Annotated in this window: 13 protein-coding genes and 1 pseudogene; 8 read left to right on the top strand and 6 right to left on the bottom strand. The window is 50.2% G+C overall.

What is annotated here, in order from left to right; all coding sequences use genetic code 11:
* The first annotated feature begins 143 nt into the window (after window positions 1-143).
* Entirely contained in the window at window positions 144-1,430 is a 1,287-nt protein-coding gene (locus H6F90_RS12665; RefSeq protein WP_370588007.1) for a cytochrome P450, read from the top strand.
* On the top strand, window positions 1,399-1,986 hold the full coding sequence (locus H6F90_RS12660; protein ID WP_190552828.1) for an alpha-ketoglutarate-dependent dioxygenase AlkB: 588 nt from the start codon (window positions 1,399-1,401) through the stop codon (window positions 1,984-1,986). The genes H6F90_RS12665 and H6F90_RS12660 overlap by 32 nt, the downstream gene beginning before the upstream one ends.
* Window positions 1,987-2,562: 576 nt before the next feature.
* Here H6F90_RS12660 and H6F90_RS12655 read toward each other — a convergent pair.
* Complete coding sequence (locus H6F90_RS12655; RefSeq protein ID WP_190552827.1) at window positions 2,563-4,281, bottom strand: GMC oxidoreductase; 1,719 nt, start codon at window positions 4,279-4,281, stop codon at window positions 2,563-2,565.
* Between the two features lie 558 nt (window positions 4,282-4,839).
* Here H6F90_RS12655 and H6F90_RS12650 point away from each other — a divergent pair.
* Entirely contained in the window at window positions 4,840-4,974 is a 135-nt protein-coding gene (locus H6F90_RS12650; protein ID WP_190552826.1) for an HU family DNA-binding protein, read from the top strand.
* Between the two features lie 68 nt (window positions 4,975-5,042).
* On the opposite strand, the gene H6F90_RS12645 is transcribed toward H6F90_RS12650, so the two are convergent.
* Together H6F90_RS12645 and pnuC are read right to left on the bottom strand one after the other, a co-directional pair.
* The gene (locus tag H6F90_RS12645; RefSeq protein WP_190552825.1) at window positions 5,043-6,026 is read right to left on the bottom strand and encodes an AAA family ATPase; all 984 of its coding nucleotides are present in this window, start codon (window positions 6,024-6,026) and stop codon (window positions 5,043-5,045) included.
* A 1-nt stretch (window position 6,027) separates the two neighbouring features.
* Window positions 6,028-6,699, bottom strand: a complete 672-nt coding sequence (pnuC, locus tag H6F90_RS12640; RefSeq protein WP_190552824.1) for a nicotinamide riboside transporter PnuC — start codon at window positions 6,697-6,699, stop codon at window positions 6,028-6,030.
* Window positions 6,700-6,781: 82 nt separating this feature from the next.
* On the opposite strand from pnuC, the gene H6F90_RS12635 reads away from it, so the two are divergent.
* On the top strand, window positions 6,782-7,153 hold the full coding sequence (locus tag H6F90_RS12635) for a DUF4345 family protein (RefSeq protein ID WP_255524994.1): 372 nt from the start codon (window positions 6,782-6,784) through the stop codon (window positions 7,151-7,153).
* A gap of 283 nt (window positions 7,154-7,436) precedes the next feature.
* Window positions 7,437-8,540 carry a YhcG family protein gene (locus tag H6F90_RS12630; RefSeq protein WP_190552822.1) on the top strand — a complete coding sequence of 368 codons (1,104 nt, stop codon included), beginning with the start codon at window positions 7,437-7,439 and terminating at the stop codon, window positions 8,538-8,540.
* A gap of 41 nt (window positions 8,541-8,581) precedes the next feature.
* Here the strand turns inward: H6F90_RS12630 and H6F90_RS12625 are convergent, their stop codons facing one another.
* Window positions 8,582-9,667, bottom strand: coding sequence for a hypothetical protein (locus H6F90_RS12625; protein WP_370588006.1), 1,086 nt, complete (start codon window positions 9,665-9,667; stop codon window positions 8,582-8,584).
* Between the two features lie 1,049 nt (window positions 9,668-10,716).
* On the opposite strand from H6F90_RS12625, the gene H6F90_RS12620 reads away from it, so the two are divergent.
* Window positions 10,717-13,767 carry a plasmid replication protein, CyRepA1 family gene (locus H6F90_RS12620; RefSeq protein ID WP_190552821.1) on the top strand — a complete coding sequence of 1,017 codons (3,051 nt, stop codon included), beginning with the start codon at window positions 10,717-10,719 and terminating at the stop codon, window positions 13,765-13,767.
* 349 nt (window positions 13,768-14,116) lie between these two features.
* Here the strand turns inward: H6F90_RS12620 and H6F90_RS12615 are convergent, their stop codons facing one another.
* Window positions 14,117-14,368, bottom strand: coding sequence for a hypothetical protein (locus tag H6F90_RS12615; protein ID WP_190552820.1), 252 nt, complete (start codon window positions 14,366-14,368; stop codon window positions 14,117-14,119).
* 727 nt (window positions 14,369-15,095) lie between these two features.
* On the opposite strand from H6F90_RS12615, the pseudogene H6F90_RS30650 reads away from it, so the two are divergent.
* Window positions 15,096-15,998 (top strand): annotated as a pseudogene (locus H6F90_RS30650) (IS66 family transposase).
* A 446-nt stretch (window positions 15,999-16,444) separates the two neighbouring features.
* On the opposite strand, the gene H6F90_RS12605 reads toward H6F90_RS30650, so the two are convergent.
* Window positions 16,445-16,804 (bottom strand): hypothetical protein, encoded by a 360-nt coding sequence (locus tag H6F90_RS12605; protein WP_190552819.1) that lies wholly within the window; start codon window positions 16,802-16,804, stop codon window positions 16,445-16,447.
* Between the two features lie 380 nt (window positions 16,805-17,184).
* Between H6F90_RS12605 and H6F90_RS12600 the strand changes: the two genes are divergently transcribed.
* Complete coding sequence (locus H6F90_RS12600; RefSeq protein ID WP_190552818.1) at window positions 17,185-17,745, top strand: peroxiredoxin; 561 nt, start codon at window positions 17,185-17,187, stop codon at window positions 17,743-17,745.
* Window positions 17,746-18,258: the final 513 nt, after the last annotated feature.

Raw genomic sequence — 18,258 nt, 5'->3', positions numbered from 1 at the left:
GCAAAGCTTGCAGGCTTTGACGTTGGTAGGGAGTCGGCATCCCATCGAGCAAGTGATAGATTAGTTCTTGGGCGTGGGCAAGAATGTCCATTGTTCTTGCGGTCTATTAGTTTCACGCCCTTTCTGCCACCTTTTAAGCCTTGGTGCAAGATCTGAGTCCCCCAGACACCCAACCCGCTTTGGTTTATTTCAGTAGCCCCAAAGCCCTCGAAGACATTTTCACCGCCAAACCAGAACAGCTGAGCGCGGGACGAGGCAACCAAATTCTCCAAGCCCTCCTCGGTGAGCATGGCATTGTCCTGCTTGAAGGCCCAGCGCACCAACGTCAGCGCCAGCTTCTGATGCCTCCTTTTCATGGCGATCGGATGCGCTCCTACGTGCAGGTGATTCAGGAGATTACCACCCAAGTGAGAAGTGGCTGGAGCGTAGGCACTACCTTTGCGGTACGACCAGCGATGCAATCGATTTCCTTGCAGGTGATTCTCAAAGCGGTGTTTGGTCTAGAGGCGGGTCCGCGCGCTGAGCAGTTGCGGCAGGTGCTGACTCGCATGCTCGATGGCTTCAGCTCTCTCTGGGGAGCCATGTTCTTGTTCTATCCCTTCATGCAGCAAGATTGGGGGGCTTGGAGTCCTTGGGGACGGTTTCTGCGACTGCGCCAGCAAGTGGATACCTTGATTTACGCTGAGATTGCTGAGCGTCGGGCTCAACCGCAGCCAGAACGCACAGATATTTTGACCCTGTTGATGGCAGCCCGTGACCCCCAAGGGCAACCGCTGAGTGAGGTCGAGTTACGAGATGAACTGATCACGCTTTTGTTTGCAGGACATGAGACCACCGCCTCGGCACTGGCTTGGGCTTTGTACTGGGTTGCCTTCCTACCGGAAGTACGCCGCAAGCTGCTCGCAGAAATAGAGGGGTTGCCACCCACGCCGGACCCAATGGCGATCGCGCGGCTCCCTTACCTCAGTGCGGTGTGTCAAGAAACTCTGCGGCTCTACCCGATTGCCCTCAGTGCGTTTCCTCGGGTCGTGAAGCAGCCTTTGGAGATTGCGGGCTACGCCCTCGAACCGGGAACGCTGATCATGCCCTCGATTTATCTAGCGCATCACCGTCCAGCAGTCTACCCAGAGCCTAAACAGTTTAGACCGGAGCGGTTTTTAGAGCGGCAGTTTTCCCCCTATGAGTATTTGCCCTTTGGGGGTGGTGATCGCCGTTGTATTGGGTCGGCCTTTGCCTTGTTTGAGATGAAGCTGGTGTTGTTCGAGTTGGTGTCCCAGCTCGAGCTAGCCCTCGTCAACCCTAAGCCGATCCGACCGATTCGACGGGGGCTGACCGTAGCTCCTTCGGACCGTCTGCGTCTGCGGATTACTGGCACTCGTCAAGGAGCGACTGGTTTGTATGAGGCTCGCTGTCCCACTCCCACTACCTGACGCGGAGATTGTCTTTTACCCTGCTTTTCTAGAGCTATCAGAGTGCGATCGCCTATTCACTGAATTAAGGCAAACGATCGCTTGGCGACACGAAGCGATCACCCTCTACGGGCAATCGCAGCTCCAACCCAGACTAACCGCTTGGTATGGAGATGCCGGAAAATCTTATCGTTACTCCGGTCTGACGATGCATCCGACTCCCTGGACTCCTCTGCTGCTTGATCTCAAGGAAAAAGTAGAAGCAGTTTCAGGAGTACGCTTCAATAGTGTGCTGCTCAATCTCTACCGTGATGGCAATGACAGTATGGGGTGGCATAGTGACGATGAACCAGAGTTAGGACGCAATCCCGTCATTGGTTCTCTCAGTCTGGGTGAAACTCGACGCTTCCGGCTGCGGCATCGGCGAGAACCCACTCAGAAGCAGGAACTGGCGCTCACCTCGGGTAGCTTTCTGCTGATGCGAGGGACAACCCAACACAACTGGCAGCATCAAGTACCGAAGACGAAGCGTCGAGTCGCTCCCCGGGTTAACTTGACCTTTCGCGTCATTGCTTAAAAACTTTTGTTTCCCTGGGAGAGGCGATCGTGGCGATTTTAAGGATCTGCTAGGAGAGGAAAGACAAGGAGAGGATTGATTGCCGCGATCGCTCTGAAGCATATGCGCCTCATGGGGTCCCACCACGGTGATATAGAACGCATTTGGGATCTAGTTGAGATGCTAATCTCTTGAGCATCAGCCTGACGAAATGCAGATTAAGCTTGGTCGTTACAGGAGATAGAGTTTGCTCAAAGTTCTTCACTAGAGTTTGACAGTACTCGATTTGAGTGTTCGATTATCCACCTTGCTACAGCTGGCACAAATCTAGATTTTCCTTACGCTACCTTCTCTTGTTTTGAGAACTTCGTCGAAAATGCCCTTCGAGAAGCAAGCTAGGAACCTGATTGCCGTCATAATCTAGGGATATACCTTCCACAACCCCTCAATCAAAGTGATAACTGTGGTCTAACAGGATGGTGAACTTTGGAGCATTAACAGGTTTCGACTTGAAATAGCCGATGTTGAAAGTGATAATAGCTTCTCTTTGCCAGTTCTAAAAGGAACCTCTTCTTTAGATGTGCTGTAAGACTTGCCTCAACTATTATCGCTACATAGCATTCTGGCAACATGGAAACCAATGAGATATGCAGTCATTTGGGGGCTGATCCGAGGTAAGGGAACAGACGCTAAATCTGCCACATACACATTTGCTGAGCCAAACACTCTACCTGTATCCGTCTCATTATTAAGACCTGTATCAATTGCCTTACCGAACAAGCATCCCCCGGACAAATGCTGCTCAGATAACAAGAACCTTTTGCTATACACATCAACATAGTGCTCAACCTCTTTCTCCTCGTAAGGAATTTTTGTAAACAAGCGAAAGAAACTTTTAAAGAGCCAGTTCGGCTTCTCCCCAAGGCTATTCAAAAGGGCTAGTTGCTCAGTAATCACACTCTTAGCTACTTCTTTATCCGGATTACAGTGTGAATGTTCTCTTTCAGCGAAGAAGCCAAGTGTAATTTGAGAGCTGTCACTTGAGTAGGAACCTTCGGTGACAGGATTAAACTTGACGATGGCAGTGATCAGATTTGCTGCCTGATTCCACGGTTTACCGTGACGGAGATTGTGAAAGCCCACACCAATCTCAATGATAAAGTTAGCCGATAAGAGAAACAGTCTAACCAAACTCTTGGTGAACCAAAACAGCCAAGGAGTTCTAAGCATGCTCTTCTTGAGCCAATTCGGCAGCAGGAAAGTTAGGTACAAGTGAGAGATGAAGTATGAAAGTGTCTCAAACTCTCCTGCGAAGAAATCGAAGCAACAGACTGTTGCACATTCGACTTGTTTAGGTTGTGTGACCGTAGTCGCAAACACAGGAATGTAAGAATCCCGTCCTGTCACTTTAATTTCCTGGTCTAGGACATAGAGGCCAAGTGGCATACAGATGTGGTCGCTGACATGCTGCCCAATTTCGTCGTTCCGCAGTCTCTCCTTGTGAGGCAACAACAGTCGGGGTGTCGCAGCACCTGCACATAGAATCAACTTTCCATGATCGGCTGCCAGCGATACGCACTCTATCTTGCCAGTGTCGAGATCCTCCACCTGCACCCCTACACAGCGTGCATTGTCCCCACTATCGTTTGAAAACACCAGTTGCACAGCTCTACATCTAGTTCTAAGCTCCACACACTGATTGAACCAATCTACGAACGATACACCACTGTAAGTGCGCTGCCCAAACTGATCGAATTGTGTGGGAAAGACATGGAGTAAATTAGCATTGCCCTCAGGGTAACTGGGCACGGTACGATTTCCATCGATGTCACTCTGAGAGATGCTGGACTGAAAGCCGACTTGCTGAGCTTTTCGCAGGACATGCTTTGTAACAGGTGATTGGTCTAGTGGGAGATCTGGACTTTTAAACTTCTTGTCCAGCTCAACTTTGAGTTGATCCCAGTAGTCAATCGTCTTACCAACGTGTTTACTCAGCCACTCAGACGACTCATGAATCATTGTGTAGTTAATAGGTCCCCCACCGCCCATTGTGCACGCACGCCCCGATATGATAGGGATGTCATCAGGATTTAGCGCATTGTGCAGTTTGAAAATGTTTTCCTGCCCATAGGATTGAGTCCAGTTATTCTGATGGGCAATGTCGCTGGTTTCGAAGAAACTAACCCCTTCCTCTATCACCAACACTTTCTGAGGGCGGCAATTGTTGGCATTAGCCTGAATGTAGTGACTTAAGAACCCGCAAGCACCGTTGCCGGAGCCCACAATGATTATCTCGTAACTCTTTTTCTGATCCATATTTCTCAGCTAGCATCACAATAGTGTCAAGCCGATATCCAAACCACACAATCACTTTTTGGAACTTTTTCAATTCAGCCGAAAGAGTTGAATCCAGTGTCTAACAATAATAACTAGACTCATACTCATTTTGGGTGATTTGGGCTTTAGAAGTTTTCTGAACCGTTGCCCTGACGTTACTAGCTGCAGCGATCGCGCCCTGGATCACCAAGGGAGCCTAAGAGTCGAAAGAGGAATTTAGGTGCAAATACATAAAGGGGACCCAAAGCCACAATGCTGAGTATGGAAATTCAATTGGTATTGGGTGGGATGCTCTTCCAGTGCTCCAAGTGAGTAATCGAAGCCTACTTGCTGCAGTGCTTTGGCCAACTGAGAATCTCTTCTCGTTGCGCTTTAATAACTAAACCTAGATCATGAGTGGTGTACAGGTCGCTATACAGTCTGGCTACAACGCCGCTGTTGATCAGGAATTGCCCTTTGGACCCATCTAAGGGCGATCGCTTCCTGAAACCTGAATTATAGTCGCAGCAATTGATCTAGAGAGGTCTAGCCATTTCTATGAACAAAGGTGAACTGTTAGATGCCGTGGCGGAAAAAGCCAACGTGATCAAGAAGCAAGCTGAAGCGGTTGTCACGGCTGCCTTTGATATGATTCAAGCTACTGTGGCGGCAGGGGACAAGGTGGTGGGCTAATCCGCTTCCTGGCAACAGCCGCTGCCTCCTCGACGGGGAAGTTTTTTGTGGGGTGCGATCGCCCCTGCTTACGGATCTGCTAGGGGGGGAAAGACGAGAAGGGGATCGATAGCGGCGATCGCTCTGGCCATGCGGACCTCAGGGAGTCCCGCCACGGTGATATAGGGCTTACCCTTCCGGATCAGCACTTCTCTAAACCATTGGTGCATCTCTAAGCGAATCGCTTCTCCCTCTCGAGTGCCGTCTTGGACAAAGCCAAAATCAGGCACGGTTAAGAGATACAAGTCATAGTGGCGACGGTCGGCAATCTGCTCCACTGCTGGAGAGTAGGTGCCGCAGTAGCGGCGATGCCAAACGTAGGTCGCCAGCGGATCAGTGTCACAAACTAGAAGCCGATTGGCCCGCAGCGCCAGATCTGCTTCCCAGGCCGCTTGTCCCTTGGCGATGTGTACAAACTCGTAGCTCTCCCATTGCTGTGCCTGGGGTGTATACCGTCGTCCTTCCCAATACCAGCGACCATACTCGGGCACCCAAACGGTTTGGTAATGCTGAGCTAACGCCTGCGCTAATGTGGTGGTTCCGCTCGACTCGACGCCAAGGACACAGACTCGTTTGGCCAAGTAAGCTTTGGCAGGCGGGGTAAGCATCGGCCACTGAGTGGAGAGATCTTGGCGCAGTTGCGTGCCAGAAATGGGGAAGTGGCAGCGGGGTGGGTCGATCGCCACATGTCTAGCTCCCATACCGCTGGCCCAAGGTTCTCCGTACGCTTCCGAGGTAAAGGCGAGTTGGGGTTGCCGTCCTTGCAGCACTTCTAAGGCTCTCGCCGCCCAAGGTTCTGGTGCCTCCGGAATGTCTTCGGCGACCTCGATGACTTCTACGTCGGGATGGAGCAAGCGAATCCAGTTGGCTCGAACTGCGGCTGGAATCGCTTGGGTGGGTTTAGACCCAATCAGCACTACCAAGTGATCCACCTGCGCCTTGGCCTGCTGAATCAGGTAATCATGGCCTCGATGGAAGGGATAGAACTTGCCGACGGTAATCCCCAGTTTCATACTACTGCTCAGTGGCCTGCAATCGTTGTTCTGGCTCGAGGCGCTGGAAATTTCTCAGGCCCCTGAAGGCCATGAAGCTAAAAACGCCATAGAGCAGGCTCGTCAAATACAAGTTGCGGGAAGCGTAAAGGGGCACATAAATCACATCCACCGTGATCCACAGATACCAGCTTTCCACATAGCGGCCCATGAGGTAGAGATGCGCCACCAGACTCATCACGGTGGTCAAGGCATCCCAGAAAGGTGCGGCTCCTCGGATGGCGATCAGGAAGGAGCGCAAGGCAAAAACTGCGGCGATCGCGAGCCCGGCTGTGATCAGCAGTCCCCGCCATGAAACATGCCCGATCGGCTTCTCGGTCTGATTGTGTCCCCCACGCCACCAGATGTAAATGGCTTGGATGCTCGTGATGAAATAGAACCCTTGCAACCCCACCTCTGCATATAGCTGGGCTTGGTAGAACACGAGGCCATAAAGCGCAGTTCCCACGAGTCCAATCCACCAACCGATGGGTTTATTCTGGGCCAGCAACCAAACACTCCACGCATAGCTCACTGCCGCGATCGTCTCTATCCAGCTCAGCTCTACCGGAATCCAAGGTTGCAGGGGTAGCAGCAAAAGCACGAGACTGGCGATAACGCCCAGACTATAGGAAAGCGCAGTGGATTGGGGCATTGCAGGATGAAGGAATTCTACCAATCGACAGTACCCGATTCTCGGCTAGGAAACGCCAAATAGAAGGGTTGATTTTCATCTTTTGCTTGTTGAAACCTTTACTCAAATCGCGCCGAATCTAGCTGCTAGCTGCCTCATGCTGCTGGGCGTAGCTGCGTTGCTCTTCCCCAAGACGATGGCTGCCTTTGTCGGCATTCAACCGGTGGCTCCGGTGGGTATTTCTGAAATTCGTTCCACTTTGGGCAGCTTCCTTCTGGGTTTGGGAGCCACTTGCCTCTGGTTGCAGTCTGCAGATGCCTTTACAGTGTTGGGGATCGCTTCCTTGGCAGCCGCAGCCGTACGTTTGCTGTCGAGTCTGGCCGATCGCAGTGTCACAATTAAAAACATGGGTGGTGTGGTTGCAGAAGCCTTCTTGGGTGGCCTGTTCCTTCTCAGTTGGGGCTGGAATACTTAGCTAAATGGTCCTATGGATGCTGAGTGCGTTAATCACTCAATGGGGAAGCCCCCACACCGCACTCATGAGTCTTAGTCCAGGAGCTGCTGCTTGCGATCGCTCAGTTTAGTCCTAGTGGATTTCCAAGCAAGCTTCCACTAGGGTTAAAAGCAAAGGAGAGACAGGACGGCAAGCCCATCCCCATCAGATCGCCCTGAGGCCCTAAACACAGAGGTTTCACTCGAACTAAACAAGGTTAAATCCCCCTATCCGCTAGAATCAACAGGGTGGAAGTAAGACATCAATGGATAACGACCTGTCAAAGTTGGGCTACGAGGAGTTTCTCAGGGAACTAAAAGAGCGCATCCGGAACGCTCAGGTCAGAGCCGCTCTCGCAGTCAACCGAGAGTTGATTCTCCTGTATTGGCAGATTGGCAAAGAGATTCTCTACCAACAACAGCAACAAGGTTGGGGAGCGAAAGTTATCAACCGGCTAGCCACGGATCTCCATAAAGCCTTCCCAGACATTAAAGGATTTTCAGCCCGTAACCTACTCTACATGCGGGCGTTGGCAGAGGCTTACCCAGATGAGCAAATTGTGCAACAGGTTGTTGCACTAATTCCTTGGGGACACAATGTGCGGATTTTGGATGCAGTGAAGACTGCCGAGGAACGGATGTGGTATATCCAACAAACGATTCAATATGGCTGGAGCCGCAACGTTTTAATCCATCAGATTGATAGCCAGCTCTACCGTCGCCAAGGCAATGCGATCACCAATTTCAACCGGGTACTCCCTGCTCCCCAGTCTGAACTAGCCCAGCAGCTTGTCAAAAGTCCTTACTCGTTCGACTTTCTAAGCCTAGGCAAAGAGGCACTGGAGCGAGAGCTGGAAACTGCTCTGATTCAACACATTCGCGAGTTTTTGCTGGAGTTGGGAGTTGGGTTTTCCTTTGTGGGTAGCCAGTACCCTCTGATTGTGGATGAGAAGGAATACAAAATCGACCTGTTGTTCTACCACTTTCGCCTGCACTGTTTTGTGGTGATTGACTTGAAGGTGGTGGAATTCGAGCCCGAGTTTTCCGGGAAGATGAATTTTTATGTTTCAGCTGTTGATGATCTGGTGCGAAGTCCTGAAGATAAACCCACAATCGGCATCATCCTTTGCCGCACCAAGAGCAAAACAGTGGCGGAGTATGCCTTGCGCGATGTTCATAAACCCATTGGAATTTCCACTTACCACATGGGCACACCCTTACCCGAAGAGTTTCAGAGCAGCTTGCCGACCATTGAAGATTTAGCAGAAGAACTCGAAGCGATCGCTGCTGAGGTCGAGCAAACTCTCGTCTCTCAGGAAATAGAGCAGCTTTCCTTGTTTGCAGACCCCGCCACGATTCAAAAAGATTGAATTAACTATCTACTCTCACAAATTCAAGTCGTAGGAGTAGATCAATGAGGACAACGCAACTTTTCAGGGTTAATTTGAAACTGAACGTTAGCAGTCTTTTTCTTACCAGGTAACTCCTGGGCTCCCAAAATGTAACCTTCTTGCTTCAACTCATCAACAGTACGCCAAAAGATCTGATTATTGCGCGAAAGGTTGCTTCCTAGGAGATCAAGATTTTTGAATAGATATTGCTTTGAGATGACTAGGTATTGACCATCCTGTGGGACGTCCCACTTCATCCGGCTAGCTAGGTAAACTAGCAACTTAGTCTTGTAGTCATTTTTTGCGTTGCTGCCTAACTTCTGAGTAATGTCAATATCGTTCGCAAACAACACATAGTCCCCAGTACGCCCTGGTCCATCAAAGAACTCCAGAGCTACCGTGTAAGCATCCGCTAACTCATAGGTATAGTCAGCCGCTTTCACCAGATCAAAATCCCGAGGGACATGATCAATCTCAAAATCTTTAATCCGCAAGATACTCTTGATCGTGACCTTGGCACCAATATTCTCTCCTTTACGGAGTGACTGGGCAAAAACTAGCTCAGTACGGTGTAGAGCAACCAAATCTCGGTTGAGTTGCGATCGCACCTTAGAAGCAAATCCACCATCCTTGGTGCGAGTGTAACCGAGGCTCTCCAGCAAGTCATTTGAGCGGAACGAAACGGTTGCTCCAGTCTGCTGACAGGCAGCCTCTTTATAAAGATAGAGGATAATCGCAACCTGACGTGGGTTGAGGAACGTCAGCAACGCCATAAATAAACGTTGAATTTTCCGGTCTTGAATTTTCTCTAGTCCTTTGCTGAGCCCTTGGTCAACACAGTCCCTCAAATCTAACTTGGCATACTGCGCTTTCAATTCCTCCCATTCCTCGGTTGAGAGATCGGCAAGGGGCATCCGGCGGATTACTTCCACTTCACTTAGATCAGAAGCATCCGGCTCCACTCGCATCTCAAGGTAGTAGCCCTCTGGATCAGAGCGAAGAATTGGCAGCTGCACATCTGGGTTGTGAATCGAAGCCCCTGCCCTCGGCAACACCATCAGAAGTTGCCCATCAATTGGAAAGGTTAGCGCTTCACTGTCACTCACTATCTATACCCTGAGCCTGAGCAAATTCTAGCAGCGATCGCGCTGGAATGCTGTGTTCTATGAGTTTAAAGCCTTTGACCTTATTGAAGAAACTGACTTTGAAACAACTATGTAAACTTAAGTAACAAAGCACCTGTAACTCCGGCGTACGTTTTTAGAGGATTTACCTGTAACTCCGGCGTATAGTTTTGCCTGTAACTCCGGCGTATATCTATCCGTTTACCTGTAACTCCGGCGTATAGTTTTGCCTGTAACTCCGGCGTATAGTTTTAGAGCATGCTAATTTTTTTTGTTTGCTGAGTCTGAGTTTGAATAATCAACCTGTAACTCCGGCGTATAGTTTTACCTGTAACTCCGGCGTATAGCTATCCGTTTACCTGTAACTCCGGCGTATAGTTTCACCTGTAACTCCGGCGTATAAGCCACCTGTAACTCCGGCGTATTCACATGTCAGAGTCAATTTCAGCATCTTGTGTTTTATAGTTTTCGATGTTTAATATGTTGCAGTCGAAGGGTAAAGCTTTCGACTTTGAGTAAGTCAAGATAAAAGCTTGAGCTTTCAACCAATAACGTTTGAGCAGTTAGTTTGATTCACTCTAACGAAAGGTTTTTCTCTAAACCTTTTGGGCTACCTTCAGATCTATTGGTTGCACTACCCTTCGGATCTGCTGATTGCATGTTGACGTATGTAACAGGGAGGAGAGGCAAGCAAAAAGAAACCCTCCAGAACAGTTTTGGAGGGCAGTGGTTTTATTGAATTGAAACTTGTTATGGACTCTAACTTGTCCGCCAGCCAAGCACCAAGTTAAAGAGTCCAAGAGATAACTACAGGAGAAGCCATGTAGTTGAGATTATGTTTTCAATAAGCATAATCTATTTTATCTTGCTTAATTTTAGGGTTGTTTTGGCAGATATGGCAAGACTTCTGCAAACATCTCTAGCTGCTGCATGGGAACTTCTCCCTCAAGCCATCAAAGGTAGGGAGATCAATAATGTTTACTCTGGGTACAAAAGTTGCTTTCAAGGGCTCTGCTGCAAAAAGAAGCAATGTGAACCCCCTTATAAGACAAGAACATAGTTCTCCGGTAGAGTTTGCTCAGCAAATTCAGCAAGAATTTGTAAAAGGTAGCGCGATCGCGCCCTGCCTGTACCACGTTGCAACCCGATTGGTTGGCGATACTGAATCGCTCCCGGGTGGTGAGGTCGCCTATCCCATTCACGAAGCGTTGAATTGGCATGTGACCCGCTTTGGGTATCAAGCCCGTACCAATTTGTATGCAGTGCTACTCATCAATGAAGATGGTTCTTGCTGGCAGGCAAAACTGAGTCATCCCCGGCAGAATAGCAAAGGCAAAACTCAGAAATACGAAACTCCTGTCGGCAATGGTTCCCGTGCCTATCTCCCCCCAGTCCCACCTGAAATTCGACAGTTAATCGGTCGTCGCTATGGCGTAGAAATCCCTCTGTCTGGCTCCTTCTGGGATTGGCTCAAGGCCCACCCTGAAATTCCCATGGTCCACACTGAAGGTGGTAAAAAGGCGCTCTCGCTACTCAGTCAGGGTTTCGTGCCCTTGGCGTTCTACGGGGTCAACGGCGGCTATCAAAAGTTACTCGATGGCACTCGACGGTTAATTCCCGATGCTGCCAGATTTGCGACTAACGATCGCCGCTTTGTTCTGGCGTTTGACCAGGATGAAAAGGAAGCCACTCAACGACGAGTGTCCGTGGCACTCTATCGCTTGGGAGGATTGCTAGGTCAAGCAGGCAACTTAGTCAGTGTCGCAACGTGGAAAGCGCCTCAAGGCAAAGGTGTCGATGATTTGATCGTGCGCTGTGGCGCTGCCGCTTGGCAAAGCGCTTATGACCAGGCACTGCCTTTGCAACACTGGCTGATTTGGCAACGCCTAGAGCATCGGCTGACCTACCCTGCCTTTGTGCAAGTCACCACTGCTGACCTGTCTACTCTGGTCCTCAACCATCTTCCTGACAGCGGCATTGTGGCGATCGCGAGTGCCAAAGGCACCGGGAAGACCAAGCAAATTCAGGCGCTACTCCAAGATTCTGAAAAAGCGATCGCCGGAGGACACCGCATCGCGCTGATGCGCAACCTCTCCGCCCGCTTAGGACTGGACTACAAAGGGGATCTCGATAAGGTCAAGGGAGAGTTTATCACTGGAGCTGGTTATACCCTGCGCGTCGGGCTGTGTGTAGACTCTTTACTCAGCATTGATCCCAATAAGTTTAGTGAATGTGACCTGATCCTCGATGAAGTGGTGCAGGTCATCCGCCACCTGCTGACGAGTTCAACCTGTGCCAAGGATGGCAAACGTCCGGTGCTGCTATCCCGCTTGCGCGAACTGATCCGAGTGGCTCGTCGCGTCATTGTAGCTGACGCTGATCTCGACAACGCGACTCTGCATTACCTGAAAGAGTTGCGAGGCGATGACAGTCCCATTTTCTTAATCCGTAACGCCTATCAGCCCGCAGGCTACCCCGTGCGCTTTATTCGCTCGCCTGACCGCAGCGCCATTATGGGAGAGCTGCTGGCAGAGATGCAATCCTTGGCACCCGGCAAAGTGCTCTTCATCGCCACTGATAGCAAGGGGATGAGTAAGGCGATCGCCCGTCTGATTGCCAAAGAAGCTCCTCACAAGCGCATGTTACTGGTCAACTCTGAAACTAGTGGTGGAGAATGCGAACGAGAGTTTATCCAAACTCCCGATGTCGTCCTTTATCGAAGCGAATACGACATTATTATCTGTTCCCCTTCGGTTGCAACTGGAGTCAGCATCGAGGCTCAAGGCATCATCACCAAGGTCTATGGCATTTTTATTGGAACCTCCAGCACCGACGCAGATATGGCACAAGCCTTGGGTCGAGTTCGGGAACCGGTGGAGCGCCTCGTCTGGTGTGCCCAGCGAGGTAGCAACTTCTCGAAGGTGAGCCGCTCTGCCAATGTCCTGGAGCTCAAAGACCATCTTCAGCAACGCACCACGGCCACCATTCAACTGATTCGCTCCAGCTTAAAAGAAGATGTTACCGGGGAAATCAGTCGCTACGACTGGCAGAGTGATCCCCATCTCAACCTGTTTTGCCATATTGCTGCTGAACAGAACTTCGCCATGTATCACTTGAGGGATGCCCTACTAGTGCGGCTTCGATTTGAAGGCAATCAAGTCACCGTCGAAGACCGGGAAAACAACTCAGCAATAAAAGCGCTGCTGACGATCGCTCGGCAGGAACAGCAGGAAGTAGATGCACAAGCGATGTTAAATGCAGAAGAGCTGACGTTCAGCGAAATTCTCATGTTGGAACAAAGGGAGGGGCTAGGGCGAGAAGAATCGTTAGCGGTCGCTAAGTTTTACTTCAAAGAGTTCTACTGCCTTGATCACCTCACCTTGGAAGATGTGCTGTGGGATAAAGAGGGTAGACGACGCGGCGAACTGCTCAACCTGGAGATGCAACTGTTTCCAGAAGTGGCGAGCGATCGCAGTGCTAAAGCATTGGAGAAGCAGGCGACCTGGAACCAGGGGTATTGCCCTTGGGATATTTCTGGCTCCGAACTGCGGCGTTGGCTGCGCTCAAACATTGGCATGGATGAACTCATTGCCAAGATGCGCTCTGGTTGGCAGTGGTGCAAGTACGACTTGAAACCCTACGCTGATCGCGCCCGAGCACTGACAGCGCCAATCAAAGTCGCACTTCACTACACCATTACCAGCGCGATGAGTGACACTCAGATCATTCACCAGCTCTTCTCCCAAATGGGCATTAAGTTAAGCATGCACTGGTCTCGCTCCCATCCCGGCTACGAGGGGGAGAAACTCAGGGTGTACAGTCTGGATCTGGCTCATTGGCAGCAGGTGTGGGGGATTCTGCAACGGCGACAGGAGAAACGGCGGCAACTTCAGCAGCGTTTAGAGATAGAGCCAGAGGTTGGATCACCTGCCCGTTTTAAGATTGGATCTCCTGCGGGTGATCCAGGCGCAGAGCCTACGACTGAATCAGATTCCTGGCTTAATGAAGCGGTTTCAAGTGATATGAGGGAGAGCTTAGAAGCCTGTGGAACCGACTCTAGAGGATCGGAAGTTCAAAACTAGCCCTTCCGGGAAGTGGTCATTACTCATTAGCTCTCTCCTTTGGTGGTGCTGGCACTACAATCAATTTCCCCGTTGCCAAATTAGGCTAACCAGCCTGCGTCCCAAGCTTCCCCATCCATACAGTCGTACTGTTTAGCGAGTACGTTCTCATCCCTCCTGGACCGGCAGTGGGGCAATTGGATTACATAGGTGATTGATTCGCGATCAAAGCGATCTCGCCTCCGACTGATTGGAGCTGAGCTATCCGGTAACAGAAAGCGCTAACGGATCTGGAGTCAATCAAAGGAATCTCATTCCATAAAGTGAATTGCTCAGGTGGGAGGCAACTGCGTCAGAAGTGTGGCAACAATCAAACACAGAAGCGGCTGAAGGCAGATTGCTCACCTATTGAGGCCAGAGGTGCGTCAAAGCTACAGCGCGGCAATTTTGCCACAACGACTACGGTGTGGATCGGAGCAATACGGCAAGGGCGCGGCATCACGTGACAAGGGTGTGGCAAGAAGGCGTTAGGTATGGTGCAAAAGCAAGTTGCTGCGGTCGCGTCTTTGAACAACAATCCCAACCAAGGTGAGACATCAGCAATGTTGGACCTACGAGTCATGGACTGGGGAAATTCAGAGCATTGACTAAATGAAGACGGATGGAAAGCGATCGCCCTGCGGATAAAACTGGAAATTGTGTTTGCCAATGGAGGAGTATTTGTAGACCCTATAACCTCAGTTTTAGGGTTCAAGCGGTCAACACTCAACAGGGAGACGGGTCAGCAGGCAGCAGTCATAGGGTGCTCTTGTAGGGGGAAAAGGTGTTAATGGAGCGAGCGTTCATGAATTCTGGTCGCTTGTGGGTTAGCGGCAAGCACCCCAAAGGCGGCGAGTGGATTGGGACCCCAAAGATCTGATGTAATTGCTCAACTAGGTTGACCTAAGCAGACCTTTGACAGAAGATGATAAGCTTTTGCCATGAAGGAACTGCCCCCTCTAGATGGACTGAGCCACGCAGAAAAGGATCCCCTGATTCAAGGGCTGTGACAGGAGTTGCAAGCGTTGCGCTCAGAGGTCGAAAAGCTGAAGCAAAAACGGGTCAAGAAAACTTCCTATAATTCAAGTTTGCCTCCCTCTCAGGGCTTTAAGCCAAATCAAAGCAGTTCTCAGTCAACTTCCCTTCATTGTGAGGAAACGGGGAGTCACCGTAACGGTGGGCGAGAATTGAGCCAACAGCCGGATCAAGTCGTCGTTGCTCAAGCCAAGAGCTGTCCCCACTGTGGGGTCGAAGTGGATCTATCAACGCAGCGCTTGAGCGGGATTTACGAACGGATTGAATTGCCGCCGATGACTCCTCACATCACACGAGTGGAACGTTACGGCGGGATTTGTCAGGGTTGTCAGCAGGCGTATGAAGCGCCTGTTCCAGTCGGTTTGGAGCCAGGGTCTCCCTTTGGCACCAGTGTCGCAAGTTTAGTGACTTATCTCCGTTACAGCCATGCCATCAGCTATCAACGGCTGAGCCAGCTGATGAGTGACCTTTACGGTCTCAGCCTGTCCGAAGGAGCGATTGCCAATCTCCTGCAACGGGTGCGGGCTCAGCTAGAAAACCCGGTGGCCAAGATTGTCGAACGTTTACGCAGTGCTCGTGTGGTCGGCAGTGATGAGACGGGGGCACGAGTGAAGGGGACCAACCAATGGGAATGGGTGTTTCAGAACGCTCAGGTGTGTTTGCATGTGATTCGTCCCAGTCGTGGCAAAACGGTCATTGATACCGTGATGGCTGGGCATCAACCGCAGGTTTGGGTGTCTGATTTATTCAGTGCCCAAGCCGCCCATCCGGCGCACGACTGGCAAGTGTGTCTAGCCCATCAACTGCGCGATTGTCAGTATGCCATGGATGCGGGCGATGAGTTGTTTGCGCCACGAATGAAATGGCTGCTCCTCAAAGCCATTGCCCTGCAACGGCGACGACACACCCTGGCTGCCTCAACCGTTCAGCAGTATTGCGCTCGATTTCGCGGCTTACTGCGGGAGATCTTGAATCTGAACCCAAAATCGGTTGAGGGATAGCGGTTGCTCAAACGGTACCAAAAGATTCGAGCTCATCTGTTGCTGTTTTTGACGGATGAGACAATCCCGCCGACTAACAATGCCAGTGAGCAGGCGTTGCGCTGGAGCATCGTCTTTCGCAAGGTGACGAACGGATTCCGCTCGGACGAGAGTGTAAATTTCCTTATGTCTAATTAAGCAAATTTGACGGCAAATCAAAGGTTCTAGCTTTGGTTTACACAAAAATCCTGACACTCCCGCTCGGACTGGGGAGCGGAGTTATTCGCTCAGGTTCGTTCGCTTGTCAACACTGCAAAGCGTCAGGGCATTTCTGCCTTTGATGCCATTGCCCGTGCCCTTACCTCTCATCAGACAGATTGGCTACTGGGTTGAGCAATTACGATCTGATTAATGGGGAGGAGGTGCGATCGCGACAGGGCTGAACTAAGCTGCCAGCAGCTCTAGAATAAACTTGTGAAGGATTCCGTTGGTACTTTTGTGCTACTTATACCACCCCGTACGGCATTGCTAGGGGTTTTTTAATTCACACAAACTGCATCAAGAGTGCGTCAGAAGTGCGTCAAAGTTGAGCTGCGACGAAAATTGTTGCAATGGTTATGGGGTAGATCTACTCAGTGTCGCAGTCACGCGACCGTCACGCGACGAGAGGCGTTAGGTATGGCGCAAAAACAGATTGTTGTTGTCGCGTTTTTAGGAGGCGATCGCTTTACAAGATGCGGTAGTAACACCATAATCCGCAGATTGTGCCAGGAGGTGGCAGAAGGTGCCGAAGGGTGCTCTCTGTGATAGATTGCGACTCTCGGTTCCCCTCTCAACGTGACAACCTGTGTCAGTACGTGGCATTGGATGTCAATCGGTGATGTCTTGTGCAAAGGTGTGCTCGAGCGAATGGGCGATCGCATGGAGGTATAAGGTGGTGGACTTGCGACTTGGGTCAAATGGAGGTGGGAACTAAAGTAGCGTGAGTTCTGGTTAAGAGACATGGGGTAAAGCGAACTCTAACCACAACACAGGTTTCTTCCGCTTCCGGAGTCTATGGCTCAGCAATTGCTGAGCCATAGACTCCAAAAGGTTTGGCAGAAGTCATCGACGGCACAGAACCGTTCTTCTAAGCTGAATATAGGTGGGGGCTGCTAAATTTTTTGGTACTGTTCAGTCCCCTTGTCCCCACCCTTTCTTATCCAGGACTCACGTTTGCTTAGATTTACACATCACGAACTAGGAGTCATGAATCAAGCGGGCTTTTCATGCCTCGTCCGCCTCAATTTAGAACGTGGGTGTAAATCAAGCTTCAGATAGGGAAAGATGGTATTTCAAGCTCATCTGTTAGTGTTAGATATTGAACTTAAAAGTCGAGGGATATATGGCAAGCTTTGCGGAGTTGCCAAAAAATCTTCCTGTCCCAGTTAATGATGGTGGATGTAACCATTTATTGGGAGAATTATTGCCGTCCATCAACTTACTTTCAACTCAGAGTAGAAGTCTTGATTTATCCAGAATCTCAGGTCGTCTCGTAATATACTGCTACCCAATGACGGGACAGCCTGAAAATCCGCTACCTGATGCATGGAATTTAATTCCTGGTGCAAGAGGATGTACTCCACAATCGTGCGCTTTTCGAGACCATCACCAAGAGTTGAGGAGTTTGGGGGTGCAAGTTTTCGGACTAAGTACACAAAGCACTGAGTATCAGAGGGAAGCAGCAGAGCGCCTGCATTTACCTTTTGAACTTTTGAGCGACTGGGAGCTGAGTTTTTCTCAAGCCTTGAAGTTGCCCATGTTTAAGTTTGAGGGAAAACAACTGATCAAACGGGTTACATTTATCGCAAATTCTGGGCGGATTGTCAAAGTCTTCTATCCAGTTTTTCCACCTGATAAGAATGCAGCTGATGTGATCAATTGGTTACGAAATGATGCTGCATAGCAAAGCCATGCACACCGACCGCCAAGGGACGATCTATTGAAGGTCGAGGTGATCTACGGTAGGTGATGAGAACCGTTATACCGCAAGCCGCTAGCTATGTCTTGTCGCATCTTTCTTTACAAACAGAAGAATCTCGAAACGCTTACTTAGTGAGCAATTGAGCGATCGCCCCCTTACCCCCTCTTCCCAAGTCCGATCGCTAGGCACATCTAATTCAAAATCTGAAATTTTTGGAATATCAAAGCTTTGCCTAGGTTTTGTGCTGCCAGTGCGAACGCTAACTTTCAACATAATGCGAAAGAGTTTCTGCTCAGTCAGTCACAACTGAGGTTATCGGAGCCATTTCTGAAGGGCGTGATATTCGATATTGGCTATTGAAGGATGCATAGACTTATTTATAAAACCTTATCGGAAATAGAAAGGGATGTTGATTAAGTCACTCCTTGCCCTCTGGATCTGCAACTAAACCGCTTGGAGCTTCTGCTTCGCTTTTTGAGAGCGGTAGGTGAGTCG

This window comes from Trichocoleus sp. FACHB-591 (assembly GCF_014695845.1).
Taxonomy (GTDB): domain Bacteria; phylum Cyanobacteriota; class Cyanobacteriia; order FACHB-46; family FACHB-46; genus Trichocoleus.
Note: the sequence above shows the minus strand (reverse complement) of the source record. Positions and strands in the feature narration are given on the sequence as shown.

What these genes read in the sequence shown, in the direction of transcription:
- H6F90_RS12600 (WP_190552818.1), top strand. Translation starts at nt 17,185, where the DNA reads ATGGCAAGCTTTGCGGAGTTGCCAAAAAATCTTCCTGTCCCAGTTAAT.
- H6F90_RS12630 (WP_190552822.1), top strand. Translation starts at nt 7,437, where the DNA reads ATGGATAACGACCTGTCAAAGTTGGGCTACGAGGAGTTTCTCAGGGAA.
- H6F90_RS12605 (WP_190552819.1), bottom strand. Translation starts at nt 16,804, where the DNA reads ATGTCTCTTAACCAGAACTCACGCTACTTTAGTTCCCACCTCCATTTG.
- H6F90_RS12645 (WP_190552825.1), bottom strand. Translation starts at nt 6,026, where the DNA reads ATGAAACTGGGGATTACCGTCGGCAAGTTCTATCCCTTCCATCGAGGC.
- pnuC (WP_190552824.1), bottom strand. Translation starts at nt 6,699, where the DNA reads ATGCCCCAATCCACTGCGCTTTCCTATAGTCTGGGCGTTATCGCCAGT.
- H6F90_RS12615 (WP_190552820.1), bottom strand. Translation starts at nt 14,368, where the DNA reads ATGACTCGTAGGTCCAACATTGCTGATGTCTCACCTTGGTTGGGATTG.
- H6F90_RS12650 (WP_190552826.1), top strand. Translation starts at nt 4,840, where the DNA reads ATGAACAAAGGTGAACTGTTAGATGCCGTGGCGGAAAAAGCCAACGTG.
- H6F90_RS12660 (WP_190552828.1), top strand. Translation starts at nt 1,399, where the DNA reads ATGAGGCTCGCTGTCCCACTCCCACTACCTGACGCGGAGATTGTCTTT.
- H6F90_RS12655 (WP_190552827.1), bottom strand. Translation starts at nt 4,281, where the DNA reads ATGGATCAGAAAAAGAGTTACGAGATAATCATTGTGGGCTCCGGCAAC.